This is a genomic window from Streptomyces sp. NPDC055254 (assembly GCF_053606025.1).
Map to the genome: position 1 here is coordinate 21,383 of NZ_JBSGQV010000036.1, position 24,948 is coordinate 46,330.

Annotated in this window: 27 protein-coding genes; 10 read left to right on the forward strand and 17 right to left on the reverse strand. The window is 73.3% G+C overall.

All coding sequences use genetic code 11. The features are described 5' to 3' along the window. Positions 1–37 precede the first annotated feature (37 nt). From ACWFQ8_RS26365 to ACWFQ8_RS26375, 3 genes are all read right to left on the reverse strand, one after another. Entirely contained in the window at positions 38–2,542 is a 2,505-nt protein-coding gene (locus ACWFQ8_RS26365; protein WP_453788761.1) for a beta-glucosidase, read from the reverse strand. A 115-nt stretch (positions 2,543–2,657) separates the two neighbouring features. Continuing rightward, on the reverse strand, positions 2,658–2,858 hold the full coding sequence (locus ACWFQ8_RS26370) for a type II toxin-antitoxin system VapB family antitoxin (RefSeq protein WP_031157306.1): 201 nt from the start codon (positions 2,856–2,858) through the stop codon (positions 2,658–2,660). 51 nt (positions 2,859–2,909) lie between these two features. Continuing rightward, complete coding sequence (locus tag ACWFQ8_RS26375) at positions 2,910–3,368, reverse strand: DUF4442 domain-containing protein (protein ID WP_453788762.1); 459 nt, start codon at positions 3,366–3,368, stop codon at positions 2,910–2,912. Between the two features lie 96 nt (positions 3,369–3,464). Between ACWFQ8_RS26375 and ACWFQ8_RS26380 the strand changes: the two genes are divergently transcribed. Together ACWFQ8_RS26380 and ACWFQ8_RS26385 are read left to right on the forward strand one after the other, a co-directional pair. Next, positions 3,465–4,493: a hypothetical protein gene (locus ACWFQ8_RS26380; RefSeq protein WP_453788763.1), complete on the forward strand. Its 1,029-nt coding sequence runs from the start codon at positions 3,465–3,467 to the stop codon at positions 4,491–4,493. Positions 4,494–4,564: 71 nt separating this feature from the next. Further along, positions 4,565–5,974, forward strand: a complete 1,410-nt coding sequence (locus ACWFQ8_RS26385) for an MFS transporter (protein WP_453788764.1) — start codon at positions 4,565–4,567, stop codon at positions 5,972–5,974. On the opposite strand, the gene ACWFQ8_RS26390 is transcribed toward ACWFQ8_RS26385, so the two are convergent. The 4 genes from ACWFQ8_RS26390 to ACWFQ8_RS26405 all read right to left on the reverse strand — a co-directional run bounded on the left by ACWFQ8_RS26390 (position 5,961) and on the right by ACWFQ8_RS26405 (position 10,099). Then, on the reverse strand, positions 5,961–6,752 hold the full coding sequence (locus ACWFQ8_RS26390; protein WP_453788807.1) for a spermidine synthase: 792 nt from the start codon (positions 6,750–6,752) through the stop codon (positions 5,961–5,963). The genes ACWFQ8_RS26385 and ACWFQ8_RS26390 overlap by 14 nt on opposite strands. A gap of 78 nt (positions 6,753–6,830) precedes the next feature. Beyond that, a complete protein-coding gene (locus ACWFQ8_RS26395) occupies positions 6,831–7,676 on the reverse strand; it encodes a patatin-like phospholipase family protein (protein WP_453788765.1) in 846 nt (281 codons plus the stop codon). A gap of 228 nt (positions 7,677–7,904) precedes the next feature. Further along, positions 7,905–9,086, reverse strand: coding sequence for an elongation factor Tu (gene tuf, locus ACWFQ8_RS26400; protein ID WP_453788766.1), 1,182 nt, complete (start codon positions 9,084–9,086; stop codon positions 7,905–7,907). Positions 9,087–9,373: 287 nt separating this feature from the next. After that, positions 9,374–10,099: a DNA alkylation repair protein gene (locus ACWFQ8_RS26405; RefSeq protein ID WP_453788767.1), complete on the reverse strand. Its 726-nt coding sequence runs from the start codon at positions 10,097–10,099 to the stop codon at positions 9,374–9,376. A 49-nt stretch (positions 10,100–10,148) separates the two neighbouring features. On the opposite strand from ACWFQ8_RS26405, the gene ACWFQ8_RS26410 reads away from it, so the two are divergent. The 5 genes from ACWFQ8_RS26410 to lnt all read left to right on the forward strand — a co-directional run bounded on the left by ACWFQ8_RS26410 (position 10,149) and on the right by lnt (position 14,360). Beyond that, on the forward strand, positions 10,149–10,889 hold the full coding sequence (locus ACWFQ8_RS26410) for a TVP38/TMEM64 family protein (protein ID WP_453788768.1): 741 nt from the start codon (positions 10,149–10,151) through the stop codon (positions 10,887–10,889). 47 nt (positions 10,890–10,936) lie between these two features. After that, a complete protein-coding gene (locus ACWFQ8_RS26415; RefSeq protein WP_453788769.1) occupies positions 10,937–11,815 on the forward strand; it encodes an undecaprenyl-diphosphate phosphatase in 879 nt (292 codons plus the stop codon). Positions 11,816–11,979: 164 nt separating this feature from the next. Then, entirely contained in the window at positions 11,980–12,156 is a 177-nt protein-coding gene (locus ACWFQ8_RS26420) for a hypothetical protein (RefSeq protein ID WP_453788770.1), read from the forward strand. Positions 12,157–12,225: 69 nt separating this feature from the next. Next, positions 12,226–12,693: a nuclear transport factor 2 family protein gene (locus tag ACWFQ8_RS26425; protein ID WP_453788771.1), complete on the forward strand. Its 468-nt coding sequence runs from the start codon at positions 12,226–12,228 to the stop codon at positions 12,691–12,693. Between the two features lie 59 nt (positions 12,694–12,752). Then, the gene (gene lnt, locus ACWFQ8_RS26430; RefSeq protein WP_453788772.1) at positions 12,753–14,360 is read left to right on the forward strand and encodes an apolipoprotein N-acyltransferase; all 1,608 of its coding nucleotides are present in this window, start codon (positions 12,753–12,755) and stop codon (positions 14,358–14,360) included. Here lnt and ACWFQ8_RS26435 read toward each other — a convergent pair. Then, positions 14,305–15,210: a Gfo/Idh/MocA family protein gene (locus ACWFQ8_RS26435; protein ID WP_453788773.1), complete on the reverse strand. Its 906-nt coding sequence runs from the start codon at positions 15,208–15,210 to the stop codon at positions 14,305–14,307. The genes lnt and ACWFQ8_RS26435 overlap by 56 nt on opposite strands. Positions 15,211–15,295: 85 nt before the next feature. On the opposite strand from ACWFQ8_RS26435, the gene ACWFQ8_RS26440 reads away from it, so the two are divergent. Continuing rightward, the gene (locus ACWFQ8_RS26440; protein ID WP_453788774.1) at positions 15,296–15,817 is read left to right on the forward strand and encodes a DinB family protein; all 522 of its coding nucleotides are present in this window, start codon (positions 15,296–15,298) and stop codon (positions 15,815–15,817) included. A 97-nt stretch (positions 15,818–15,914) separates the two neighbouring features. After that, entirely contained in the window at positions 15,915–16,442 is a 528-nt protein-coding gene (locus ACWFQ8_RS26445; RefSeq protein ID WP_453788775.1) for a hypothetical protein, read from the forward strand. Positions 16,443–16,509: 67 nt separating this feature from the next. On the opposite strand, the gene ACWFQ8_RS26450 is transcribed toward ACWFQ8_RS26445, so the two are convergent. The 8 genes from ACWFQ8_RS26450 to ACWFQ8_RS26485 form a co-directional block, all read right to left on the reverse strand. Then, entirely contained in the window at positions 16,510–17,097 is a 588-nt protein-coding gene (locus tag ACWFQ8_RS26450; protein WP_453788776.1) for a hypothetical protein, read from the reverse strand. A 95-nt stretch (positions 17,098–17,192) separates the two neighbouring features. Further along, positions 17,193–17,861: a uracil-DNA glycosylase gene (gene ung / locus ACWFQ8_RS26455; protein WP_453788808.1), complete on the reverse strand. Its 669-nt coding sequence runs from the start codon at positions 17,859–17,861 to the stop codon at positions 17,193–17,195. 101 nt (positions 17,862–17,962) lie between these two features. Beyond that, complete coding sequence (locus tag ACWFQ8_RS26460) at positions 17,963–19,546, reverse strand: ABC transporter substrate-binding protein (protein WP_453788777.1); 1,584 nt, start codon at positions 19,544–19,546, stop codon at positions 17,963–17,965. A gap of 153 nt (positions 19,547–19,699) precedes the next feature. Next, a complete protein-coding gene (locus tag ACWFQ8_RS26465; protein ID WP_453788778.1) occupies positions 19,700–20,464 on the reverse strand; it encodes an SDR family oxidoreductase in 765 nt (254 codons plus the stop codon). 80 nt (positions 20,465–20,544) lie between these two features. Then, positions 20,545–21,306, reverse strand: a complete 762-nt coding sequence (gene fabG, locus ACWFQ8_RS26470; RefSeq protein ID WP_453788779.1) for a 3-oxoacyl-ACP reductase FabG — start codon at positions 21,304–21,306, stop codon at positions 20,545–20,547. A 141-nt stretch (positions 21,307–21,447) separates the two neighbouring features. Further along, positions 21,448–21,831 (reverse strand): DUF3037 domain-containing protein, encoded by a 384-nt coding sequence (locus tag ACWFQ8_RS26475; protein WP_453788780.1) that lies wholly within the window; start codon positions 21,829–21,831, stop codon positions 21,448–21,450. Further along, the gene (locus ACWFQ8_RS26480) at positions 21,828–22,673 is read right to left on the reverse strand and encodes a HipA family kinase (protein ID WP_453788781.1); all 846 of its coding nucleotides are present in this window, start codon (positions 22,671–22,673) and stop codon (positions 21,828–21,830) included. Before ACWFQ8_RS26480 ends, ACWFQ8_RS26475 begins: the two co-directional genes overlap by 4 nt. A gap of 158 nt (positions 22,674–22,831) precedes the next feature. Then, positions 22,832–23,446, reverse strand: coding sequence for a cysteine hydrolase (locus ACWFQ8_RS26485; protein WP_453788782.1), 615 nt, complete (start codon positions 23,444–23,446; stop codon positions 22,832–22,834). A 76-nt stretch (positions 23,447–23,522) separates the two neighbouring features. On the opposite strand from ACWFQ8_RS26485, the gene ACWFQ8_RS26490 reads away from it, so the two are divergent. Continuing rightward, positions 23,523–23,981 (forward strand): pyridoxamine 5'-phosphate oxidase family protein, encoded by a 459-nt coding sequence (locus ACWFQ8_RS26490; RefSeq protein WP_453788783.1) that lies wholly within the window; start codon positions 23,523–23,525, stop codon positions 23,979–23,981. On the opposite strand, the gene ACWFQ8_RS26495 is transcribed toward ACWFQ8_RS26490, so the two are convergent. Next, complete coding sequence (locus ACWFQ8_RS26495) at positions 23,978–24,898, reverse strand: LysR family transcriptional regulator (protein ID WP_453788784.1); 921 nt, start codon at positions 24,896–24,898, stop codon at positions 23,978–23,980. The two genes, ACWFQ8_RS26490 and ACWFQ8_RS26495, sit on opposite strands and share 4 nt — an antisense overlap. Positions 24,899–24,948: the final 50 nt, after the last annotated feature.

Genomic DNA, 24,948 nt, shown 5'->3' on the forward strand with positions numbered 1-24,948 from the left:
GTTCCGCGCGTCCCCTGCGACCCGCCGGACGGGCAGCCTATCGGCTCCCCACCACCACCTTTGACCTCAGCGGCAGCTCACGCGAGGACCGGCCCACGAACACCTCCCGGCGCCCGGATCCCCTGACCCAGCGGTGCAGTTCCGGGTCCCAGGACGACAGGGCCCGGGCGTCGACGTCGACGGTGACCCGCTGCGCGGCGCCCGGTGCGAGCGTGAGCCGCCGGTAGCCGGCCAGGGCGCGCACCGGCTGGTCCAGGGTGAGTTCCGGGGACGGGCCGAGGTAGACCTGCGCCACCTCGGTGCCCTTGCGGCGGCCGGTGTTGCGGACGGTGAACTCCACGCGCAGCCCGTCGCGTTCCGCCCGGACGGCGAGCTTCTCGTACTGCCAGGTCGTGTACGAGAGCCCGTGCCCGAAGGGGAACAGCGGGGTCACCCGCTCGGCGTCGTACCAGCGGTGGCCGACGTGGATCCCCTCGGTGTACTCCTGCCTGCCGCCCACCCCCGGATAGCGCAGCGGGTCGCCGCCGACCGGGGTGGCCCGCTCCTCGGCCGGGAAGGTCTGGGTCAGCCGCCCGCCCGGGTCCACGTCGCCGAAGAGGATGTCGGCCGTGGCACCCGCGCCCTCCTGGCCCGGGTAGTACATCTGGAGGACCGCCCCGGTGCGGGAGAGCCACGGCATGGTCGTACTGGAGGAGGTGTTGAGGACGACCGTGGTGCGGGAGTTGACGGCGGTGACGGCCTCGATCAGCCCCGCCTGCCCGCCCGGCAGCCCCAGGGAGGTCCGGTCCCGGCCCTCGGTGGCGTCCTCGTACGCGAACAGCACCACGCTGCGGGCGTCCCTGGCGGTGCGCACGGCCTCGGCGAGGTCCTCGGCCCGGCTCGCCCGGGTGGTGTGCCGCAGCCGGAAGCGCTGGCCCTTCTCCCCGCCCTGGGCGTTCACGGAGAGCCGGTGGACGCCCGCCTTGAGGGTGAGGGTGCGGCGCCGTACGGTCATGCCGTCGGGCGCGGCGCCGAGCAGTCCGCCCGTGAACTGCTCGGCCACGCCCTGCCGGAGGGGGAACAGCTCCTCACCGTCCAGGCGTACGGACGGCCGCTGCCCGGTGTAGTGGACGATCAGCGTCCACTCGTCCTCGACCGGCAGCCGGAACTCGCCCCGGTGGCTCCAGCCGCGGCCGGGGCCCACCTCCCGGTCGTCCAATGCGGCGGCCGGGGTGAGCAGCCCGGCCGGGAGCGGCCGGCCGTAGAGGTCCTCGCCCAGGGCGTGGCGGACGGTGGATCCGTTCCCGGCGCGCTGCCGGACGGCGGTGAGCGGGGCGGTCGCCCCGTCGGGGACCACGTGCGCGCTGCCGCCCCCGCCGACGAAGGGCACCTGGCCGGTGGGGCCGATGACGGCGATCGAGCGTGCGGCGGCGCCGGACAGCGGCAGGGTGCCGCGTTCGTTGCGCAGCAGCACCGCCCCTGCGGTGGCCACCTTGCGGGCGGTCCGGGCTCCGGCGGCGGCCCCGTACGCGGGCCGGGCCGCCGGGCGCTCCGCCAGCAGGCCGAAGCGGTCCATGGTGGTCAGGACCCGCCGTACGGCGCGGTCGACGGAGGCTTCGGGTACGGATCCGCCGCGCACGGCCTCGCGCAGCGGATCGCCGAAGTGGATGCCGTCGGGCATTTCCATGTCGAGGCCGGCGCCGATGGCGGCGACGGTGCTGTGAGTGGCGTCCCGGCCGGACATCGTCCAGCCGTCGAACCCCCAGGCGCCGCGCAGCAGTGCGTCGAGCAGGGGCTTGCTCTCGCCGGCACGGACGCCGTTGACCTTGTTGTACGCGCCCATCACGGCGCCCGCGCCGGCGGTCACGGCGGCCTCGAAGCCGCGCAGTTCGGTCTCGTGCAGGGTCTGCTCGGAGACGATGACGTCGACGGTGTCGCGGCCCTGTTCCTGGTTGTTGAGGGCGAAGTGCTTGACGGTGGCGACGAGCCCCTCGTCCTGGATGCCCCGGACCACCTCGGCGACCAGGTCGGCGGTCAGTCGCGGGTCCTCGGCGAAGGTCTCGAAGTTCCGGCCGGCGTACGGGGTGCGAATGAGGTTGGCCATGGGCGCCAGCAGGACGTCCTGGCCGAGCGCGCGGCCCTCGCGGCCGAGGACCTGGCCGTACTCGCGGGCGAGCGCGGGGTCGAAGGCGGAGGCGAGCAGCACGGGGGCGGGCAGGGCCGTGGCCGGCCGGGCGACCCGTACGCCGGCGGGTCCGTCGGCGAGCCGCAGCGCGGGGATGCCCAGGCGCGGCACTCCCGGGAGGTAGCCGGCTTGGCCGAGGGGGGCGGGGTCCTGGCCGCCGTGGAGCAGGGCGGTCTTCTCCTCCAGGCTGAGGCGTGCCAGCAGCCGGTCCACGCGGGCCGCGCCGGAGGGCTCGGCCGGGGTGGCCGGGGCGCCCGGCGGGCCGTGGCGCGGCAGCGCGCCGGGGGGCACGCTCGCGACGCAGCCGCCCGTCCCGAGGGCCGCGCCCACCGCTCCGAACAGCGACATCGCGGAACGTCTGGACACGACCTCGCTCATCGGCGCTCCCTGCGGCGTGGGTCGGCGGGAGCGGCCCGCGCCGGACCGCTCCCCCGCCCACTGTGCCCCGCGCGCCCGCGCGGTCCGCCCGGACGCGCCGGCCGACGGCCCGGGTTCAGCCCTGCGGCGGCGGTGGCACGCTGTCGGCGTCGCGGCGGACCTCGTCCTGCCGCTGGACCCGTGCCTCGGTGCGGTGTCCGCGCGCGATGTAGTCGCGCACGACGGCCTCCACCGCGTCCTGCGGCGAGCCGACGCCCGCGAGGACCATCACTTCCACCACGAGCTCGGCGTCGAGACTGATGTTGACCTTGGCCACGGGCATCCCCTCACATCGTCGTGCGAGGGACTCTAGCCGCAGGGAGGGCGGTTACGCCGTCGCGTTGGGACGCAGGGTCCACACCACGGTCATCTCGCCGGTCACGGCCTCGTCCTCGCGCTGGATGGCGATGGTGACCGGGAACTCGGGGCGGCCGCCCGCGTCGAGTTCGGCGATCACCTCGGCCGCGGGGCGACCGAGGGTGGCGGTGGCGGTGACGACGCCCTTGGCGAGCTTCTTGTAGCCGATCTCGGCCTTCACCGCGAGGGGCACGGCGCGCGAGAGCTGGTCGCCGAAGGCGGCCAGGACGATGGCGCCGCTCGCGGATTCCGCGAGGGTGAACATGGCGCCGGCGTGCGGTCCGCCGACGTGGTTGTGGTAGTCGGGCTGGTCCGGCAGGCGGACGACCGCGCGCTCGGGGGTGGTCTCCAGGAACTGGAGGTTCAGGGTGCGGGCCATCGGCACGGTCGCGGCGAGCAGTTCGCCCACGTTCATCTGTTCTGCGCTCATGGAACGCGATGTTACCCACGAGTAGACAGCCTTGGCCAGAGTCCGCCCGGGGGCGGCCGTGGCTCCCGGGGAGTGCTCCCACTATCGTTACCGGCCATGTGGCCAGGACAGCAGCAGCCGCCCGGGGGCGAACAGAACCCCCAGGACGCGCACCAGAACCCTTATCAGCAGCAGCCGGGACAGCCGAACCCGTACCAGCAGCAGTCGGGGTACGGAGAGCAGCAGCCCGGTTACGGGTACCCCCAGCAGGGCTACCAGACGCCCCCGCCCGTGCAGCCGTGGGGCGGGACCACGCAGATCACGCCGCAGCCGCCGCGCGGCGGCAGCCCGTTCTCGACCAGGACGGTGGCCGTCGTGGCCGCCGCCGCGGTCGTGGTCGCGGCGGCCGGCACCGGCGCGTTCGTCCTGACCCGGGACGACAAGACGACCGACGTCGCCGACGGAAAGCCCGACACCTCCGCCTCCGCCCCGGCCTCCTCCGCGCCCGCCCCCGCGGGCAGCAGCGGGAACCCCCGGGCCGGCGGCGAGGTCAAGCCCGTGATTCCGGGCTGGAAGGTCGTCATCAACCCGAAGTACGGCACCGCCTTCGACGTCCCGCCGGAGTGGAACGTCAAGAGCGCCGGCCTCTCCAGCGGCTTCGAGGACGACGTCAAGAACGACGGATCCGCGCTCATCATGATGACCGCCCCCGCCTTCCTCAAGGAGGACTGGTGCAAGGTGGACTCCGACAAGAACGGCAGCGAGGAGACGTACTCGCTGGCGGGCACCGGCACCAAGGGCGGCCAGGGCGCCAAGGACACCGCCGAGGCCGTGCGCAACGAGGCCAACAACTGGGTGTTCGCCGCGTACGCGCAGAAGGCGCCCCCGGGCACCGTCAAGGTCTCCGACCCCAAGGAGTACACGACCTCCTCGGGCCTCAAGGGCCACATGGCGACCGCGACGGCGTCGGGCCTGCCCAAGGAGAACAAGTGCTCCTCCGACGGCAAGTCCATCGCCTTCAGCTTCAAGACCGCGAACGGCGACTTCTCCAGCTGGATCCTGTACGGCGCCGCGGGCGTCCAGGGTGAGGTGAGCCAGGAGACCTACGAGAAGATCCTCAGCTCCGTCCGCCTCCACGCCGGCTGACCTCCTCTCGCCCGCCGGTCCGGGCCGACAATCCGCTTGGATTCTCGGCCCGGGGCAGGGATAGTCCGGTAGTGAGCTCACCCACCGCCGCCGCCCCGCCCCGCAAGCCCGCGCGCCGCCGCCCCGAATGGGCCGGCCGCAACTACTCCCTCCTGACGGGCGCCGCGGTCGTCACGAACCTCGGCAGCCACGGATCGCTGATCGCGAGCGCGTTCGCGGTCATGGAGTCCGGGGGCGACGGCTGGGACATCGGCCTGGTCACAGCGGCCCGCACGCTCCCCCTCGTACTCTTCCTGCTCGTCGGCGGAGCACTCGCCGACCGGCTTCCGCGCCATCGGGTGATGGTCGCCGCCAACGCCCTCAACTGCGCCTCCCAGGCGGCCTTCGCGCTGCTCGTCCTGACCGGGGACCCGCAGCTGTGGCAGATGATGGTGCTGACCGCCCTGTGCGGCACGGGCACCGCCTTCTTCAATCCGGCCGCCGAGGGCATGCTCATGTCCACCGTCTCCGGGGAGCACTCCAACCGCGCGTTCGCCCTCTTCCGGATGGCCGTGAACGGCGCCGGGATCGGCGGCGCCGCGCTCGGCGGAGCCATGATCGCCGCGTTCGGGGCGGGCTGGGTGCTGGCGATCGACGCGGCCGCCTTCGCCGTCGCGGGCGCGATGCGGGCCTTCCTCGACGTCAGCCACGTGCCGGAGCGCGAGCCCGGCGGGGGACTGCTGGCCGACCTGCGGGACGGCTGGGTGGAGGTCCGGAGCCGTCCGTGGCTGTGGAGCATCGTGCTCCAGTTCTCCGTGGTCGTCGGCGTGCTCAGCGCGGCCGAAGCGGTCTACGGTCCCCTGGTCGCCCGGGACCACTTGGGCGGAGCGGCCCCCTGGGGCCTGGCGCTGGCCTTCTTCGGGCTCGGCACCATCGGCGGCGCCCTGCTGATGATGACGTGGAAGCCGCGCCGGCTGCTGCTCGCGGGCACGCTGTGCGTGTTCCCGATGGCGCTTCCCTCGGCAGGGCTCGCGATTCCGCTGCCCGCGTGGGGGCTGTGCGTGGTGATGCTCGTCAGCGGTGTGGCCATCGAGGTCTTCGGCGTCAATTGGATGTCGACCATGCACCAGGAGATCCCGGAGGAGAAGTTCTCCCGGGTGTCCTCCTACGACTGGTTCGGCTCGCTCTCGATGACCCCGCTGGCCACCGCCCTGGCCGGGCCGGCCGAGTCCGCTTTCGGCCGGTCCGAGGCGCTGTGGGGCTGCGCGGCCCTCGTCGTGCTGCCCACGGCGGCGGTCCTGCTGGTGCCGGACGTACGACGGATCACCCGCGCACCGCACGCGCCGGTGGCCGCCACCGGTCCCGTCGGCGCCCCTGCGGCGCCGGCGCCGGCGGACCTGCCGACCCTGCCGACCCAGGCCGCCGCCGGTCCGCACCCGGCCGCCGCCGAGCCGGCGGTGTCCCCGGCCGATCCTTCCGGGAACGGCGTCACCCCACGCTGAACGCACCGTCGGGCGGCTGCGGGGACGGCACCGCGTCCGCGTCCTCGACCGGCCGCGCCCCCCGCTGGAACCGGGCCAGTGCCGGGCCCTGCTCCACCCGGGCCGGGAAGGCGTCGCCCGCGCACCGGCGGGACAGGGCGGCCAGCGGGAGCCCGGCGTCCGAGGCCAGCAGTACGGCGTTGCCGAACCGCCGCCCCCGCAGCACCGAGGGCTCCGCGATCAGCGCGAGCTCCCCGAACACCGCCCCGAAGTTGGCCAGCTGCGACCGCAGGAAGCCGAAGGGCGCCCCGTCGGCCAGGTTCGCCGCGTACAGCCCGCCGGGACGCAGCACCCGCGCCGCCTGCCGGGCGTACTCCGCCGACGTCAGCGGCGCGGGCACCCGCGAGCCGCCGAAGACGTCGGCGACCAGCACGTCCGCGCTCGCCGCCGGCGCCGCCTCCAGCCACGCCCGGGCGTCGGCGGCGTGCACGGTGACCCCGGCTCCGGCCGGCAGGGGCAGGTGCTCGGCCACCAGGTCCACCAGGGCTGCGTCGAACTCGACGACGGTCTGCCGGGACCCCGGCCGGGTCGCCGCGGCGTAGCGCGGCAGGGTGAGCGCGCCGCCGCCCAGGTGCAGGAGGTCCAGCGCGCGCCCCGGCTCCGCCGCGCAGTCCAGGACGTGGCCGAGCCGGCGCACGTACTCGAACTCCAGGTGCAGCGGATCGTCCGGGTCGACGTAGGACTGGGGCGCACCGTCGACGGTCAGCAGCCGGGCCCGCTCGCGGTCCACGTCCGGCATCAGCTTGGCGGTGCCCTGGCCCACTTCCCGGATCACCGGGATCTGTTCGTCGCTCACCCCTCCATTGTCGGGCCGGGCTCAGACCGACCAGACCTCGGCGGCCGCCTCGGCGTGCTCGGCGGCCTGGGCCAGGCCGGCCCGGGCCGCCGGGTCCCGGCGGGCCGGGTCCAGGACGTTGCGCCCGAAGGCCTTGCGGGCCGCCGCGGACGGGGTGATCAGCAGCACCCGCGCGCCCGCCGCGCGAAGCCGGGCGGTTTGGGCGGTCGGCGAGGGGACGTGCCCGGAGCCGAGCGACATCGGGGCGAGCACCACGACCCGGTCGTACCCGGCGGCCAGGTCCGCGTTGGTCGCGGAGCGCACGCCCCCGTCGATGAACCGGCGGCCGCCGACCGTCACCGGCGGCCATACGCCCGGTACGGCGCAGCTCGCCGAGACCGCGTCGAGCAGCCCGGCCCCGCTGTCCCGGTCGAAGTCTGCCGCCTCACCGGTGTGCGCGTCCACGGCGGTGACGACGAGGCGCCGCTCGGGCCAGTCGTGCGAGACCAGCCGGGCCGCCAGCACCTCGCGCCGGGCCTCCTCCGCGCCGGTGTCGGCGGCCAGCGCCATGGCTCCGACCCGCTGCCGGTAGGCCGTGGCACTGCGCGAGCGGGCCATCGCCACCGCGTAGCGCGCGAGGAGGCCCGCGCCCAGCCTGGCCGTCCGCTCGGCGCCGGCGTCGCCGAGCTGGCGCTCGTACAGCTCCCGCGCGGTGAGCAGCCCGGAGGTGAGCTGGGCGCCGACCACCGAACCGGCCGAGGTGCCGACGACGAGGTCGGCGGTGGTGAGGTCCACCCCGGCGCGGGCGAGCCCGTACAGGATTCCGCACTCCCAGCCGATGCCGGTCAGCCCTCCGCCGCCCAGCACCAGTGCCGTGTCGCCGCCCATCGCCGCCGCCCCTCCGCGCATGCCTTGGTGACGGCAGTCTGACGCACGACCGCCGCCCGGTACCACGGCGGGGCCCGGATCCGGATCGTGCGCGCTGGCGCCCGGGCGGTCCCGGCCGTCGTGCGCGCTGCCGCCCGGGCGGTCCCGGCCGGGGCGGAGCCGAGCGGCCCGGGCGGCATCCGGCGCGCACGCGTCCGGCCGCCCGGGCGGTCCCGAAGAGCGAGCGGGTCAGTCGAGGACGGCCGTCACCGTCCCCGCGCCGACGGTCCGCCCGCCCTCGCGGATCGCGAAGCCGAGCCCCGACTCCAGCGGGACGTCCCGCCCCAGCTCCACGGTCATCGTGACCGTGTCGCCCGGCGCGGCCGTGCCCGTCTCCCCCAGGTCCACGTCCCCGACCACGTCGGCGGTCCGGACGTAGAACTGCGGCCGGTACCCGGTGGCGACCGGCGTCCGGCGGCCGCCCTCGCGCGCCGAGAGCACGTACACCCGCGCGGTGAAGCGCCGCTTGGGCGTGACGCTGCCGGGCGCGGCCACCACGTCCCCCCGCCGCACCTGGCCGCGGTGGACCCCGCGCAGCAGCAGCGCGACGTTGTCGCCGGCCTCGGCGGACTCCATGGGCCTGCCGAAGGTCTCCAGCCCGGTGACCACCGTCTCGGCCGGCTCGCCGCCCTCGCCCAGGACGGCCACGCGGTCGCCCGGGCGTACGGTGCCGCGCTCGACGGCGCCGGTCACGACCGTGCCCCTGCCGGTGATCGTCAGCACGTTCTCCACCGGCAGCAGGAACGGCGCGTCCGTGTACCGCACCGGCGTCGGCACGTAGGTGTCCACCGCGTCGAGCAGGGCCTGGACGGCCCCGGTCCAGCGCGGGTCGCCCTCCAGCGCCCCGAGCCCGGAGACCCGTACGACCGGGGCGGTGTCACCGCCGTAGCCGTGCGCGGTGAGCAGCTCGCGGACCTCCAGCTCGACCAGGTCCGTCAGCTCGGGGTCCCCGGCGTCGGCCTTGTTGAGCGCCACCACGATGTGGTCGACACCGACCTGCCGGGCGAGCAGGACGTGCTCGGCGGTCTGGGGCATGACCCCGTCGAGCGCGGACACGACGAGGATCGCCCCGTCGAGCTGGGCGGCGCCGGTGACCATGTTCTTGATGTAGTCGGCGTGCCCGGGCATGTCGACGTGGGCGTAGTGCCGCGTGTCGGTCTCGTACTCGACGTGCGTGAGGTTGATGGTGATGCCGCGCCGGGCCTCCTCGGGGGCCCGGTCGATCCGGTCGAACGGCACGAAGGAGGCGCCCCCGCGCTCGGCGAGGACCTTGGTGATGGCGGCGGTGAGGGTGGTCTTGCCGTGGTCGACGTGACCCATGGTGCCGATGTTGAGGTGCGGCTTGGTCCGCACGAAGGCCGTCTTGGCCATGATCTTCTTCCCGTGGCTCGAAGCTGGAACGGGACCCCTGGAGCGAGCCGACCCTCCCCCTGCGGGGTCCGCCGGACGATCCGGGAAGGGTCAGCTTCGTGCGCCGCCGAATGCGGCGAGGGCGGGTGCGTCCGGGAACGCGGCAGCCTTCGGCGCGTCCGCGACTGCGGACGGCGCTGCGGGGAAGGCGTACCGGGACATGTCCCCGATCCTGCCGGAGCGGGCCCGCGCCGTCGAACGGATTTCCCGCCGTCCGGCGCCGTGCAGAGGGCCGGGCGGCCCGGCGCTCACCCGGCGGCGAGGTTCCTGAGGGCCTCGCGCGCGGACAGCGCGGACAGCCGGTCGCCCTCGGCCGCGACGAAGGCGCGCACCGCGCCGGGGTCCGTCCGCGCGTACTCCCGCAGGGACCAGCCGATGGCCTTGCGGACGAAGAAGTCGGGGTGGCCGGCCCGGCGGCGGCAGTGGGCGAAGAGGCGGTCGGCGTCCGTGGCGTCCTTGGAGCGGAGCTGGTGGAGGAGGGCCGCGCGGACGAGCCAGCGGTCCTCGTCCTCGATCCACTCGTCCATCACGGCTCCGAGCGCGGGATCGGCCGCCACCAGCGGGCCCACGGTGTGGGCGGCGAGCAGGTCGACGGTGTCCCACCACGGAACGGTGACGATCAGATGCCGGACCACCGGCAGGAAGCCGGAGGAGCACCGCGCGACGTGGCGGCGCAGGTAGTCCACCGCGAAGTACCGGTACTCGCGCTCCGGGAGCCGCCCACAGCCCAGTGCGAGGGCCGCGCAGTCCTCCTCCGTCGGCTCCGGGGTGTCCCGCACCACCGTCCCGGACAGCTCGCGCCGCCGCGGGGTCGGGATTCCGAGGAAGGGCGCCACGTCCTTCATGTACGCCGCCATGGCAGCCGCCCGCACGGGGTCGGCGGCGGCTCCGTAGGCCGCCGTCAGCCGTTCCAGCAGGGTGTCCGCGAGGGCGCTGCGGGGAACCCCCGGGGGGTGCCCGTCGTTCGACCGCATGAGGCCCAGATTACGGCGCCGCGCCGCATACGTCGGCTACTCTCCCGGGATGTCCCTTCTCCTCGCGCCGCGGACTCGGCTGTCGCTGCTCGTCGTGCTGCTCCTGGCGGCCGGCGCGTGCGTCCTGCTGTTCGAGCCCCAGCGCGTCCTCTCGGAGGGCCGGCCCGCCGGGCTCCCGGTGGGAGCGGCGGTCGTGCTGTTCGCGGCCGTGTACGGGGTGTGCGCCTCCGCGTTCGTCCCGCGCCCCCTGCTCAACCTGGCCGCCGGAGCCGTCTTCGGCACCCAGTTCGGCCTGGTGGCGGCCGTCGGGGGCACCGTGCTGGGCGCGGCGATCGCCTTCGGGCTCGGCCGTGTCATGGGGCAGGAGGCTTTGCGTCCGTACCTGCGCGGCCGCTGGCTCCGGGCCGCCGACGGCCAACTCAGCCGGCACGGCTTCCGCTCGATGCTCGCCGTACGGCTCTTCCCCGGCGTGCCCTTCGTGGTGGCGAACTACTGCGCGGCGGTCTCCCGCTGCGGTTGGCTGCCCTTCCTGCTCGCCACGACGGTCGGCGTCGTCCCGAACACCGCCGCGTACGTGATCGCGGGCGCCAGCGCTTCCTCCCCCGGATCCCCCGCCTTCCTCGCCTCGTTCGGTTTCATCGCCGTCTCCCTGGTGGTCGCCGCAGCCGTCGCCTGGCGCAAGCGGCACCGCCTGGCGCCCCCTCGCGCGCACGACGCCGCGCACGCGGTGGCGTACGAACTGACGCCCCAGCACCCCCCTGTGGTCAGCGGCGCCTCGCACGGGCCCTAGCATCGGAGCGAACTGCCCGACGATCACAAGGACGAGCGCACCCCGACATGAGCTGGTTCGAATCCCTAATCCTCGGTCTCGTCCAGGGGCTTACGGAGTTCCTCCCGATCTCCTCCAGCGCCCACCTGCGGCTGACCGCCGCGTTCGCCGGCTGGCACGACCCCGGTGCGGCCTTCACGGCCATCACGCAGATCGGTACCGAGGCCGCGGTGCTGATCTACTTCCGCAAGGACATCGCGCGGATCGTCTCCACCTGGTTCCGCTCGCTCTACACCAAGGCGCTGCGCTCGGAGCAGGACGCGAAGATGGGCTGGCTGGTCATCGTCGGCTCGATCCCGATCGGCGTCCTGGGCCTCGCCTTCAAGGACCAGATCGAGGGACCGTTCCGGGACCTGCGGCTGATCGCCACCACGCTCATCGTGATGGGCATCGTGCTCGGCATCGCGGACCGGCTGGCCGCCCGCGACGAGGAGGGAGGCCGCCACCGCGCCATCCGCGAGCGCAAGACGCTGCGCGACCTGACCGTCAAGGACGGCCTGATCTTCGGCCTCTGCCAGGCCATGGCCCTGATCCCGGGCGTCTCCCGCTCCGGCGCGACGATCTCCGGCGGTCTGCTGCTGGGCTTCACCCGCGAAGCGGCCGCCCGCTACTCCTTCCTGCTCGCCATCCCGGCCGTACTGGCCTCGGGGGCGTTCGAGTTGCTGGACGTGGTCGAGGACCCGGGCCACATCTCCTGGGGGCCGACGGTCTTCGCGACCGTCATCGCCTTCATCGTCGGGTACGCGGTCATCGCGTGGTTCATGAAGTTCATCTCCACCAAGAGCTTCATGCCGTTCGTGATCTACCGCATCCTGCTGGGCATCGCCCTGTTCGTGCTGGTCGGCACGGACGTGCTGAGCCCGCACGCCGGCGAGTCGGGCGACTGAACCTCCCGTCGGCGCGCCCGGGTGATTCCGGCGCTGCCGGTACTGGAGGCCGGGATCGGCGGGTAGACGAGCCGAAGACGTGGGGGCCGGAAGGGAACGTTCCCGTCCGGCCCCCGCGTCGTTGTGCCTGCAGAGACGTGAAGGCGAGCAACCGGGGGTGTCCCATGGGTCGCGTGGTACTGGAGCGTTTTCCGGCCGGAAGTCCGCGGGGAAGTTGGCCCGCCGAGGAGTACGCCGCGCAGCGGTTGAGCGAGGGTGTGGCGGCGGAGGTGGTGATGGACCTGGACACCGACGCGTTCCTCGTGGTGGTGCGACAGCGGGAGGCGTGTTCCGGTCACTGACCGCCCGTGCGAAGATCCGGTCCGCGCACGGCACTTGGCCTCGCGGGCCGGCAGCCGCAGACTGACCCGATGACGCAGCGTGTGGACCTGGCGACGGTAATGGACCGGCTGGCGATCGACGAGGTGGTCTCGGGGTACGCGGTGGCCGTCGACGACGGCGACTGGGCGGCGTACCGCGCCCTGTTCACGCCCTCCGGGCGGGCCGACTACAGCTCGGCGGGCGGCGTCGAGGGCCCGGCCGGGGAGGTAGCGGACTGGCTCGCGCGGACGATGGAGCTGTTCCCCGTGCGCCAGCACCTCATCGTCAACCGGCTGGTCCGGCTGGAGGACCAGGGCGGTTCTCCCGGTGACAGTGCCGAGGTACGGGCGGACTTCCTCAATCCGATGCGGCTCGCCGGGGAGGATTTCGACGGTTCCGTGACCGCGCCCAATTTCGTCGCGGCCGGGCGCTACACGTTCACACTGGCCCGGACCCGCGACGGCTGGCGGCTCACCGGCGTCACCGTGCACGAGAAGTGGCGGCACCTCTCCGCCTGAACCGGCGCCCGTCCGGCACGATCGGAGGGCGCTGCCACACTGGAAGCGGAGGCGCGCCAATGGCATCGATCCGGAGCGGGCGGTTCTCGCGGTGGTGCGCGGCGGCGGCGGTCCCCGCCGGCGCGCTGCCGGCCCTCGCCTTCCCCGCCCCCGCCCTGTGGTGGTTCGCCTACGTCGCCCTCGTGCCCTGGATGCTGCTCCTGCGGTCCGCGGCCACCGGGAGGCGGGCGGCCCTGGAGGGGTGGCTCGGCGGCGCCGGATTCATCCTGGCCGTCCACCACTGGCTGCTGCCCAGCCTGCACGTGTTCCTGCTGCCCGTGGCCGCGCTGCTGGGCGCGCTATGGATCCCGTGGGCGCTGCTGGTGCGGCGGCTGCTCGGCGGGGTCCCGTCGGCCGGGCGGGCGGGTGCCGCGCTGGTCCTCGTACCGGCGGCGTGGCTCCTCTCGGAGCTGGTGCGGTCCTGGCAGGGCCTGGGCGGGCCGTGGGGGCTGCTCGGAGCCAGCCAGTGGCAGGTGGAGCCCGCGCTGCGGCTGGCCTCGCTGGGTGGCGTGTGGCTGGTGAGCCTGGTGGTGGTCGCGGTGAACTGCGCCCTGGTGGTGCTGATCGCTGCGCCGGGGGCGCGCGTGCCGACGGCGGCCGGAGTGACGGGGTGTGCGGTACTGACGGGCGCCGTGTGGCTGTGGGCGCCGGCGCCCGCCGGGGCGGGCGGGCTGCGCGTGGGGGTCGTGCAGCCGGGCCCGGTGGCGGGCCCGGACAGTGCGGAACGGCGGTTCGACGTCGGGGAGCGCCTGACCCGGGAGCTGGTGGGGCAGTCCGCGGACCTGGTGGTGTGGGGCGAGAGCAGCGTAGGCGAGGATCTGGCGACCCGCCCGGACCTGGCCCGGCGGCTGGCCGCGCTGTCCGCGGAGGTCGGCGCGCCGCTGCTGGTGAACGTGGACGCACGACGCTCGGACCGGCCCGGGATCTACAAGAGCGCGGTGCTCGTCGGCCCCCGGGGCCCCACCGGCGACCGGTACGACAAGATGCGGCTGGTCCCCTTCGGCGAGTACGTCCCGGCGCGCTCGCTGCTGGGCTGGGCCACCTCCGTCGGCAAGGCGGCCGGCGAGGACAGGATCGCGGGCGGGGCTCCGGTGGTCATGGACCTGCCCGCCCGGTCGGACGCGGCGGCCGAGGGCCCGGCGGGCGCGCGGTCCGGCGTCCGGATCGGTCCGCTGGTCTGCTTCGAGTCGGCCTTCCCCGACATGAGCCGACGCCTCGTCCGGGACGGGGCGGCCCTGATCGTCGCCCAGTCGGCGACCTCCACGTTCCAGGAGAGCTGGGCGCCGGCCCAGCACGCCTCACTGGCCGCGCTGCGGGCGGCCGAGAACGGCCGCCCGGTGGTGCACGCCACCCTGACCGGGGTCAGTGCGGTGCACGGCCCCTCCGGCGAGCGGGTCGGCCCGGTCCTGCCCACGACCGCGAGCACCGCGCGGGTGTACGAGGTCCCGCTCGCCGGGGGCACGACCTTCTACGCCCGCCACGGAGACTGGGCGGTGGCCGCGTCCCTCGCCGCCCTGGCCGCCTACTGCGCGGCCCTGGGCGTGCGCGGTGTCCGCGGGGGCGGCGGCGTGGTCAGGAGGCCTGCTCCAGCGCCGAGCTCACCACCCGCTCGCAGAGCTCGTGGGTGAGCAGGGCGTCCCGGGCGCTCAGCGTCCTGCCCGCGGCCACGGCCCGCAGGAAGTGGTCCACGACCTGCTCGATGCCGCGCTGGCGGGCGACGGACACCCAGTCCCCGCGGCGGCGCACGGTCGGCTGGCCCTTGTGGTCGATGACTTCCGCGAGGTTGACGACCTGCCGCTTGGTGTCCTGTCCGGACACCTCCAGGATCTCCTCGGTGGATCCGGACAGCCGGTTCATGATGCCGAGCGCGGTGAAGCCCGCACCGGCCAGCTGAAGCACCACCTGGCTCATCAGTCCGTCGCGCACCACGGCACGGACGTCGACGCGGTCGGTCTCGCCGGGCAGCAGGAAGCGGAGCGTGTCGACGACGTGGATGAAATCGTCCAGCACGAGCGTGCGCGGGTCCTCGGGCAGTCCGACCCGGTTCTTCTGCATGATGATCAGCTCGCGCGGGTGGTCGGCGCACTGCGAGTAGCCGGGCGCGTGGCGGCGGTTGAAGCCGACGGCGAGCGAGACACCGCGCTCCTCGGCCAGTCGCACGAGCCGGCGCGAGTCCTCGATCGCGTAGGCGAGCGGCTTGTCCACGTACGTCGGCACGCCGGCCTCCAGCAGCCGCGTGACGATCTCGGGGTGGGCGGCGGTGGAGGCGTGCACGAAGGCGGCGTCGAGGCCCTCGGCCAGCAGCGCCTCCAGATCGGCGTGCCGGCGCGCGGCCGGGACGTGGTGGATCGCGCCGATCCGCTCCAGGGTGGCGGGAGTACGGGTCTGCAAGTGCAGCTCGATTCCCGGGCGGGTGGTGAGGACGGGCAGGTACGCCTTCTGCGCGATGTCGCCGAGTCCGATGCAGCCGACCTTCACCGGGGGCCTCCTGGTTCGATTCCTTGGGGGACTCCGGCAGCTTAATCCCTGGTGGGCGGGGGCGCGGTCGACCAGGATGGAGCGCATGACGAACGACGGAACCCACCGCCCCGAACCCTCCACCACGGCCGGCGAGCGCGAGATGCTCGACGGCTGGCTCGACTACCACCGCGCCACCCTCGCCTGGAAGTGCGCGGGTCTCGGCGACGCCCAGTTGCGCCGGACCCCGCTCAAACCCTCCGAGTTGAGCCTGCTCGGCCTCGTACGGCACATGGCCGAGGTGGAACGGTACTGGTTCCGCGAGATCATGCTGGGCGAGGACCTGCCCGAGCTGTACTGCACCCGGGAGGAGCCCGACGGCGACTTCCACTTCACGGACGCGGCCACCTGGGCCGCGGCGGAGCAGGTGTGGCAGACCGAGGTCGAGCTGGCGCGGCAGGCCGCGGCGGGCCGTCCGCTGGACCTCGCGTCGGACCCGGCCGGCCATCACCGGGGCGAGGTGTTCAGCTTGCGCTGGGTGTACACCCACATGATCGAGGAGTACGCGCGCCACAACGGCCACGCGGACCTGTTGCGGGAGCACATCGACGGCAGCACCGGCGAGTAGCGGCTGTCCTCCGGACACCGCCTCCCCGTCACCCGTGCGGGGTCAATATCGGCTCCGGGTTTTCGCAACGGGGTCCTCGCACAGCAGAGTTGCGGGCGTGCATCCCACCCGAACCACGACAAGCCTGCTGCTCGGAGTCGCCTGTGCGGTGTCGGCCGTCTCCGGTTGCGTGAACGTGAGCCCCGCCGCCGTGCAGCCGGCGGCCACCTCCGCCGCGGGGGTACCGCCGCGGCACCAGCCGCGCGGCGGGCCCGCGGCCGAGCCGGTGGTCGTCCGGGCACCGGCGCTGGAGGCGTTGGAGGCGTTGGAGGCGGCTCCGGAGCGGCCCGCGCGGCCCGCGGCCTCCGCCTCCCCGCAGCACGCGGCGCGGGACGCCCCCGGAGGGCCCCTGGAGGCCGCGCCGGAGGTCCCGTACATCCCCGAGCCGCCGAGGCGCTCCGAAGGCTCCTCCGGACGCTCCGGGGGCGGCGAGGGGCGTTCGGGTCAGGACGCGGGGGTGGAGCGGGAGGTGCTGCGCAAGCTTCCGGTACGGCCGGCCGACGTGTGCGCGCTGGGCCGCCGGCACGGGCACTGGCGGCCCGACAGCCCGGAGGCCCGCATCTGCGCGGGCGTCCGGGGCGGCTGAGCGACCGCCGGGAACGCGAAGGACTGCGGGGGTTGGCGAGGGCTGCGAGGGCTGCGGGGGCTCTCCGCTACGGGGACTGCTCCGGGAAGGGCCGCGCGCCCGGCCCGGGGTCCGGCTCCGCGGCCAGGCGGCGCTCCAGCCGGGCGATGGCGGCCCGTACGCCGTTGCCGTACCCGTCGTCGGAGAGCGCGGCGGCGGCCGCGCGGGCCCGGGCCAGATGGTTCCGGGCCGCGTCCGGCCGGCGCAGCTTCACGTAGTCGGCGGCGAGGCTGAGGTGCAGGGACGGATAGAACACCCGCATCGCCAGGTGCGGCGCCACCCCGGCGGAGCGGCCGTCCCCGGGGCCGCCACCGGGCGCGGCGGGCCCCGGGCCGGGGAGGGTGCCGCCATCGGGCGCCGGCCCGGCGCGGAGGGCCTCGGCGGCGGTCAGGGCCCGCAGGTCCCAGGTCAGCTCGTCCGCCGGATCGTCCTGGGCGTCGGCCATGTAGTGGGCGAGCGTGCACCGGTGCAGGCAGTCGCCCTCCTCGCCGAGCTGGGACCAGATCTCGCCGAGCCGGTTGCGGGCCTCCTCGCGGTCCCCCGCGTGCAGCAGGATGACCGCCTGGCCGATCCGGGTCATGACGGCGTCCTCCGACGCCTCCTGCTGCTCCGTCAAGGCCGCCTCCGGCTCGCTCCGCCGGACCTGCTCCGGTCCGATCATCAAGAAGCTAGCCGGAGGTTCCCGCATTGACGCCGAGGCGCGGGGGGGCGTCAGCCGAGGTCCGGGATCCTCCAGTCGATCGGCTCATGGCCCTGGGCGGCGACGGCCTCGTCGATCTGCGTGAAGGGCCGGGACCCGAAGAACTTCTTGGCCGACAGCGGGGAGGGGTGCGCCCCCTTGACGACCACGTGGCGGTCCTCGTCGATCAGCGGGAGCTTCTTCTGGGCGTAGGCGCCCCACAGCACGAAGACGGCGGGGTCGGGGCGCTCGGACACCGCGCGGATCACCGCGTCGGTGAACTTCTCCCAGCCCTTGCCCTTGTGCGAGTTGGGCTCGGCCTCCCGGACGGTGAGCACCGCGTTCAGCAGCAGGACGCCCTGGCGCGCCCACGGCATCAGGTACCCGTTGTCCGGAACCGGCAGGCCGAGCTCCTCCTTCATCTCCTTGTAGATGTTGCGCAGCGACGGCGGGGTCTTGACCCCGGGCCGCACGGAGAAGCACAGGCCGTGGCCCTGGCCGGCGCCGTGGTAGGGGTCCTGGCCGAGGACCAGGACCTTCACCTGGTCGAAGGGCGTGGCCTCCAGAGCCGCGAAGACCTCCTCGCGGGGCGGGTAGACCGGCCCGTTCGCCCGCTCCTTCTCGACGAACTCGGTGAGTTCTTTGAAGTAGGGCTGGTCCAGCTCCCCGCCGAGGACGGGGAGCCAGGACTCGGGCAGCATCTGGGTCACGGCGACAACCTCCGGTACAAGTTCGTGCGACTGCTCCAGAACCTACCGGGGGCCACTGACAACGCCTCGACCGGCCGCGTCGGCCACTGCTGTTACCAGCTGGTCTTGCGGTACAGCTCCCACATCTGCATGGCGGTCTGCGGGTCGAGGGCCCGCTCGCCGCCCGCGATGTCCTCGCGCGCGGCGACGTACAGCTTGCCCTGCCACAGCGGCAGCAGCCGGACGTCCTCGGCGAAGATCTGCTGGGCCTGCTCGAACTGCAGGATGCCGGCCGCGCGGTCGCCCTCGCGGCGGGTCTTGGGGAGCAGTTCGTTGATGATCTGGGCGGGCTCGTACGGGGTACCGACCGCGTTCTCCTTGCCGACGAACGGCGCGATGAAGTTGTCCGGGTCCGGGAAGTCGGGGAACCAGCCGCGGCCGAAGACCGCGTACTCCTGGTTCTTGTAGCCCACCTGGAAGTCCTTCCAGGGCTGGCCGCGCAGGGTGACCCGGAAGAGGTTGCTCTCGTCCAGCTGGCGCTTGAGCTCGGTGAACTCCTCCGCGGTCGAGGAGCCGTACCGGTCGGTGGTGTACCAGAAGGTCAGGTCGACCGGCTGGGTGATCCCGGCGTCCTTGAGGATCTTCTGCGCCTTCTTGACGTCGGCGTGGCCGTACTTGTCGAAGAAGGGCGTCTTGTGGCCGACGACACCCTTGGGAACCATCGAGTACAGGGGCTCGGCCGTGCCCTGGTAGACCTTGGAGACGAGCACGCCGCGGTCGACGATCTGGGCGATGGCCTGGCGCACCGCGAGCTTGTTGACCTGCGGGTCCTTCGGGTTGAAGACCAGGTAGCGGATCTCGGCGCCGACGTTCTCGACGACCTGGACGCCCAGCTCGTGGGAGGCGGGGGTCTGGAGGTCCTTGATCTCCGGGGCCGACAGGCCGCGGTAGGTGGCGTCGATCTCCTTGGCCTTGAGGGCGGCGACCATCTTCACGGAGTCCGTGAAGTAGCGGATGGTCACGCCGTTGTTCTTCCGGTTGGCGAAGCCCGCGTAGCTCTCGTTGCGGCCGAGGACGGCCTCGCCGCCCTCCTTGTACGCGTTGAGCACGTACGGGCCGGAGCCGGTCACCTTGCTGTCCTCGCGCACCTTGTCGGCCGGGTAGTCCTTCGGCGCGACCAGCGAGGCGGCGGGCGAGCCGAGGACGTACGGGAAGGTCGCGTCGGGGGTGTTCAGGTGGAAGACGACCGTCAGCGCGTCCGGGGTCTCGATCTTGTCGAGGGTTCCGAAGAGGTCCTTGGGGCCGACCTTGGACCCGATGGTCCGGATGCGGTCCAGGGAGTGCTTGACGGCCTTGGAATCCAGGGCCTCGCCGTTGGAGAACTTCAGGCCCTTGCGCAGGGTGCACCGGTACGACTCGTTCTTGGAGTCGGTGAACTCGCAGTTCTGGGCGGCGTCCGGCTGCGGCTTGAGGGAGCCCGTCGGGAAGGCCAGCAGGGTCTGGTAGACGTTGCGGTACAGCTCCCAGGAACCGTCCCACGCCGCTGCGGGATCGAGGGTGCTCGGTGCGCTCGTCGTGCCGACGACGATCTGTTTGGCATCGTCACTGCTGTCGTCCGAGAGCACTCCGCATCCGGCGAGCAGGGATATGGACGCAAGGGCCGCAGTGATCTGCAGGCATCTGGTCCGGTTGAACACGTGCACGCTCCTCGATCAGCCAGGGGTGCGGCAGACCCTACCGCAGTGCCCCACGAATCCAATGGGGGAGGTTTCGTGGGGCACTTGACCGGTTCCGTGCCTATTCGGTATGCATTTGCCTCTCTTTTAGAGGCGAATGTGTCCGGTTATCGGTCAATGGACTCCGGCATTGAGGAACATTCCGCCGTCAACGACCAGAGTTTGCCCAGTGATCCATTCCGCTTGTGCGGAAGTAAGAAAAGCCGCGGCTCCCCCGATGTCCTCCGGCACCCCGAGCCGGCCGAGCGGGTAGGCCGCCGCGGCCTCCGCCTCACGGTTCTCGTAGAGCGCCTGCGCGAACTTCGTCTTGACCACGGCGGGGGCGATGGCGTTGACCCGGACCCCGGGCGCCATCTCGTGGGCGAGCTGGAGGGTGAGGTTGACCATGGCGGCCTTGCTCATCCCGTACGCGCCGATGAAGGGCGAGGCGGAGACGCCGGCGATCGACGCGATGTTCACGATCGCACCGCCGTTGTCCTTCTGCCAGGCGTGCCAGGTCCGCTGGGCGAAGCCCAGCGCCGAGATCACATTGGTCTCGAAGACCTTCCGCGCGACGCCCAGGTCCAGGTCCGCGATGGGCCCGAAGACCGGGTTGGTGCCCGCGTTGTTCACAAGGAAGTCGACACGGCCGAAGGCCTCCATCGTGCGCTCGACGGCGACCGCCTGGTGGGCCTCGTCGTGCGCCTTGCCCGCGACGCCGATCACCCGGTCGGCGCCGAGCCGCTCGACCGCCTCCTTGAGGGCCTCCTCGTTGCGCCCCGTGATGCAGAGCCGGTCGCCGCGCGCGACCAGCGCCTCGGCGATGCCGTAGCCGATGCCCCGGCTCGCTCCCGTGATCAGCGCGACCTTGCCGCTGTCGGGTCCGTTGTTGTCCGTCATGACGTGGGTCCTGCCTCTCGTCCGCTGATCTGCTCGTCTGCTCGTCCCGGTCGACCGACCGGCCGGCCGGCCGCCGCCCGTCAGGCGAGCGGACCGCCGGCGACGTACATGACCTGGCCGGAGACGAAGCCCGCGGCCTCGCCCGTGAAGAAGGCGATCGCGTGGGCGATGTCGTCCGGGCGACCGACGCGCTGGACGGGGATCTGCGTGGCGGCGGCCGCCTGGAAGTCCTCGAACCCCATGCCGACGCGGGCCGCCGTCTGGGCGGTCATCTCGGTGACGATGAAGCCGGGGGCGACGGCGTTGGCGGTGACGCCGAACTTGCCGAGCTCGATGGCCAGCGTCTTGGTGAAGCCCTGCAGTCCGGCCTTGGCCGTGGAGTAGTTGGCCTGGCCCCGGTTGCCGAGCGCGGAGCTGCTGGAAAGGTTCACGATGCGGCCGAACTTGGCCTCGACCATGTACTTCTGACAGGCCTTCGCCATCAGGAACGCGCCGCGCAGGTGCACGTTCATGACCGTGTCCCAGTCGTTGTCGCTCATCTTGAAGAGCAGGTTGTCGCGCAGCACGCCCGCGTTGTTGACCAGGATCGTCGGCGCGCCGAGGGTGGCGGCCACGCGTTCCACGGCCGCCTCCACCTGGGCACTGTCGGAGACGTCGCAACCGACCGCCAGGGCCTTGCCGCCGGCCGCCGTGATGGCCTCGACGGTGTCCTTGCAGGCCGCCTCGTCGAGGTCGAGTACGGCGACCGCCCGGCCTTCGGCGGCCAGGCGTACGGCGGTGGCCGCGCCGATGCCCCGGGCCGCCCCGGTCACGATCGCGACGCGCTGCTCGATGGTGGACATGCTGGATCTCCTCGCCCTTGAGAGACGGCCGCCCTTGGGTGAGCAACCGCTTAGTAGCTTCAGCTGAGGAGACGCTAGGAGCCCTGGCACCCGGTGTCAACGTACGCAATTCACCGGGGCCGGGTTCGTCCGCCGCCGGCTTCAGCGCACCAGGAGTTCGAGGAGCCGTTCCACCTCGGCCTCCGGGTCCGCCGTCAGGCCGGTGTGCACCGGTCCCGGCTGGACGACCGTGCTGCGCGGGGCGATCAGCCAGCGGAACCGGCGGCCCGCGTCGTCGCCCGCGGCCTGCCCCGCCGGCTCGCCGCCGCCGCACACGCCCTCGACGCCGCGCAGCGCGGCCCGCACCCCGGCCACGTCGGCCCCCGGGTCCAGCACGAGGAGCTTGCGCTCGTCGAGGTGGGTGCGCGCCGAGACGTAGGAGAGCGCCCGGCAGTAGACGATCACGCCGGCGTTGAAGCACTCGCCGCGCTCCATCCGGGGCACCACGCGCACCAGCGCGTACTCGAACACGTTCCGCTGGGTCACTTGCCGTCGCTCTTCTTCTTGGTCGGGTGAGGCCATTCGCCCAAGTGGTCCGTGAGCCAGCCGGGCGGCCCGGCCGGGGTCCGCACCCCGGTCTCCATCGAGATCCGCTCGTGGATGGTGGCGGCGCGCGGCAGCAGCACGTCCACGTAGGCGCGGCGCACCGCGTCGGTGGACTCGAAGCCCGGCTCGTCCACCAGCCACTCGTCGGGCACGTCGGCCGCGACCTCGGTGAGCAGCTCCTCCGTGACGAGGGGCGCGAGCGCCGCGGCCGCGGCCCCGATGTCCGGGCCCACGGGGGCCAGTACGTGGTCGGAGGCGTTGTAGGGCTTGGCGGCGGTCGCCCCGGCGGTGGGCCAGTTGTGGTGCCAGATCATGGTGGCTCCGTGGTCGATGAGCCACAGGTCCCCGTGCCAGATGAGCATGTTCGGGTTGCGCCAGGACCGGTCGACGTTGTTGATCAGCGCGTCGAACCAGACCACGCGCCCCGCCTCGACCGGGTCCGCGCGGTAGGCGAGCGGGTCGAAGCCCAGGGAGCCCGGCAGGAAGTCCATGCCGAGGTTGAGTCCGCCGCTGGCCTTCAGCAGCTCCTGGACCTCCTGGTCGGGCTCGCCGAGCCCGATGACGGGATCGAGCTGCATCTGCACCAGCCTGGGGACCCGCAGGCCCAACCGCTGGGCCAGGCGCCCGCAGATGACTTCGGCGACGAGGGTCTTGCGTCCCTGGCCGGCTCCGGTGAACTTCATGACATAGGTCCCGAGATCGTCGGCCTCGACGATTCCCGGGAGCGAGCCGCCCTCACGCAGGGGCGTGACGTAACGGGTCGCGATCACTTCGGACAGCATCCGCCCAGGCTATCCGGCGCCGCGCCGCGACGCGGAAGTGCCGGTCCGTGGCCATGGCGGCGGGCTCGGCGGCCCCCGCGGCGCGGGACCGACCGATGCCGGTGTGCCGGTACCGATGCCGATGCCGGTGTGTCGGTGCCGGTGTGTCGGTGCCGGTGTCAGGACGCCGGGGTCCACCGTGCGAGGAGGGCCTCGGTCGTCGTGATGGTCGCGACCAGGGCGAGGGAGTTGCGGATCACCTCGGCGGTGCAGGAGGCCGGCACGCCGGCGATGGCGTCCGCCGGGACCACCACCCGGTAGCCGCGGTTCACGGCGTCGAAGACGGTGTTCGGGATGGCGATGTTGGAGGAGACCCCGGTCACGACGAGGGTGCGGACGCCGAGGTTGCGCAGCAGGGCGTCGAGGTCGGTGCCGGCCATCGGGGAGAGCCCGTGCAGCCGGCGCACCACCAGGTCCTGCTCGGCCACCACCAGAGGGGCCGCCACCTGCACCGCGGGGCTGCCGGACAGCTGGCGCACCGGCAGTTTCCCGGCGGCCCGGAACAGCCGCGCGTTGGTGTTGGCCCCGAGTCCGTCCGGCCGCCGCTCGGCGACCGCGTGCACCACCTGTACGCCGGCCCCGCGCGCCGCGTCGGCCAGCGCGGCCACCCGCCCGAGCATCCCCGAGTCCCGTGCCGCTCGGGCGAGTTCGGGCAGCGCGCTCTCCTCGCCGACGACACCGTTCTGGCACTCGACGGTGAGCAGCGCGGTGGTCGCGGGATCGAGATCGGGCATGGCTCCCCCTGGCGCGGCGACGGAAGAGCCTCCATGATTCCTGACACACAGTCAGATGTGAAGGGGCGCGGATCGGATGGACGAGACTCAGCGGCGGGGCCGCCGCATCATGATGACCGACGCGGAAGTGGACGCGTTCCTGCGCGAGCAGCGCACCTGCCGGGTGGCGACGGTCTCCCCCGACGGGCGTCCGCACGTGGGCGCCCTGTGGTTCGCCTGGGACGGCAGCTCGCTGTGGCTGTACTCGATCACGCGCAGTCGGCGCTGGTCCGACCTGAGCAAGGACCCCCGGATCTCGGTGGTCGTCGACGCGGGCGAGGCCTACGACGAACTGCGCGGGGTGGAGCTGTCGGGCAGTGCCGTCTTCGTGGGCGAGGCCCCGCGCACGGGCGAGCCGTGCGCCGAACTGGCCGAGGCCGAACGGATCTTCCCCGTCAAGAACTTCGGCATCGAGGAGATGCCGCACGACGGTCGGCACGCCTGGATCCGCCTGACCCCTGACTCCGTCGTCTCCTGGGACTTCCGCAAGATCTAGGCGACCCCGGCGGGTCGGGCCCGGCCGGCGGCCGACTGCCGCAGCGCCTGGACCGCGGCGCGGATGGAGGGCCGCCGGTCGGCGTCCGCGCGCCAGACCGCGTACACGTGCCGGCGTACGGAGTCGCACACCGGCAGGAGCCGGACGCCGTCGGGCACCGGTCCCCGGCCGAGCCTCGGCGCCACGCACACGCCGAGCCCGGCTTCCACGAAGGCCAGCTGGGTGTGGTGCTCCTCCGCGATGTGGGTGATGCGCGGCTCGATGCCCGTGCCGCGCAGGGTGAAGACCAGCCACTCGTGGCAGAACTGGCCCTCGTTCCAGGAGATCCAGTCGTCGTCGGCGAACTCGGCGAGGGAGATCCGGGTACGGTCGGCCAGCCGGTGGCCGACCGGTACCGCGATGTCCACGGAGTCGTCCAGCAGGTGCGTGCGGGTGAGTTCGGCGGGGACCGGCATCCGCTTGTTGTGCCAGTCGATGGCCAACGCCATGTCGAGGTCGCCCCGGACGACGGCCGCCATGCTCTCCTCGGGTTCCTGCTCCCGGACCCGGGCCCGCAGCTCGGGGTGGTCCGCCCGCAGGGCCGACAGCGCCTGCGGCAGCAGCCCCCGCATGGCAGTGGGGAAGGCGCCGATCCGCAACTCCCCCACGGCGCAGCCCCGCTGGGCCTCGACGTCGGCCTGGGCGAGCTCCACCTGGGAGATGATCCGGGCCGCGTGCTCGGCGAGCAGCCGCCCGGCGTCGGTGAGCCGGACCCCGCGCCCGTTCCGGGCCAGCAGCGGCTGGCCGACCTCGCGCTCCAGCTTGGCCATCTGCTGGGAGACGGCCGAGGTGGTGACGTGGAGGCCGTCGGCCGCGCCGCTGACCGAGCCGTGCCGGGCGAGGGCGTCGAGGGTGCGCAGGCGCTCCAGGTTCAACATGTAAGTGATGCTACGACTTCCTGCACAGGAAGTCTCGCTTGTCCTACGAA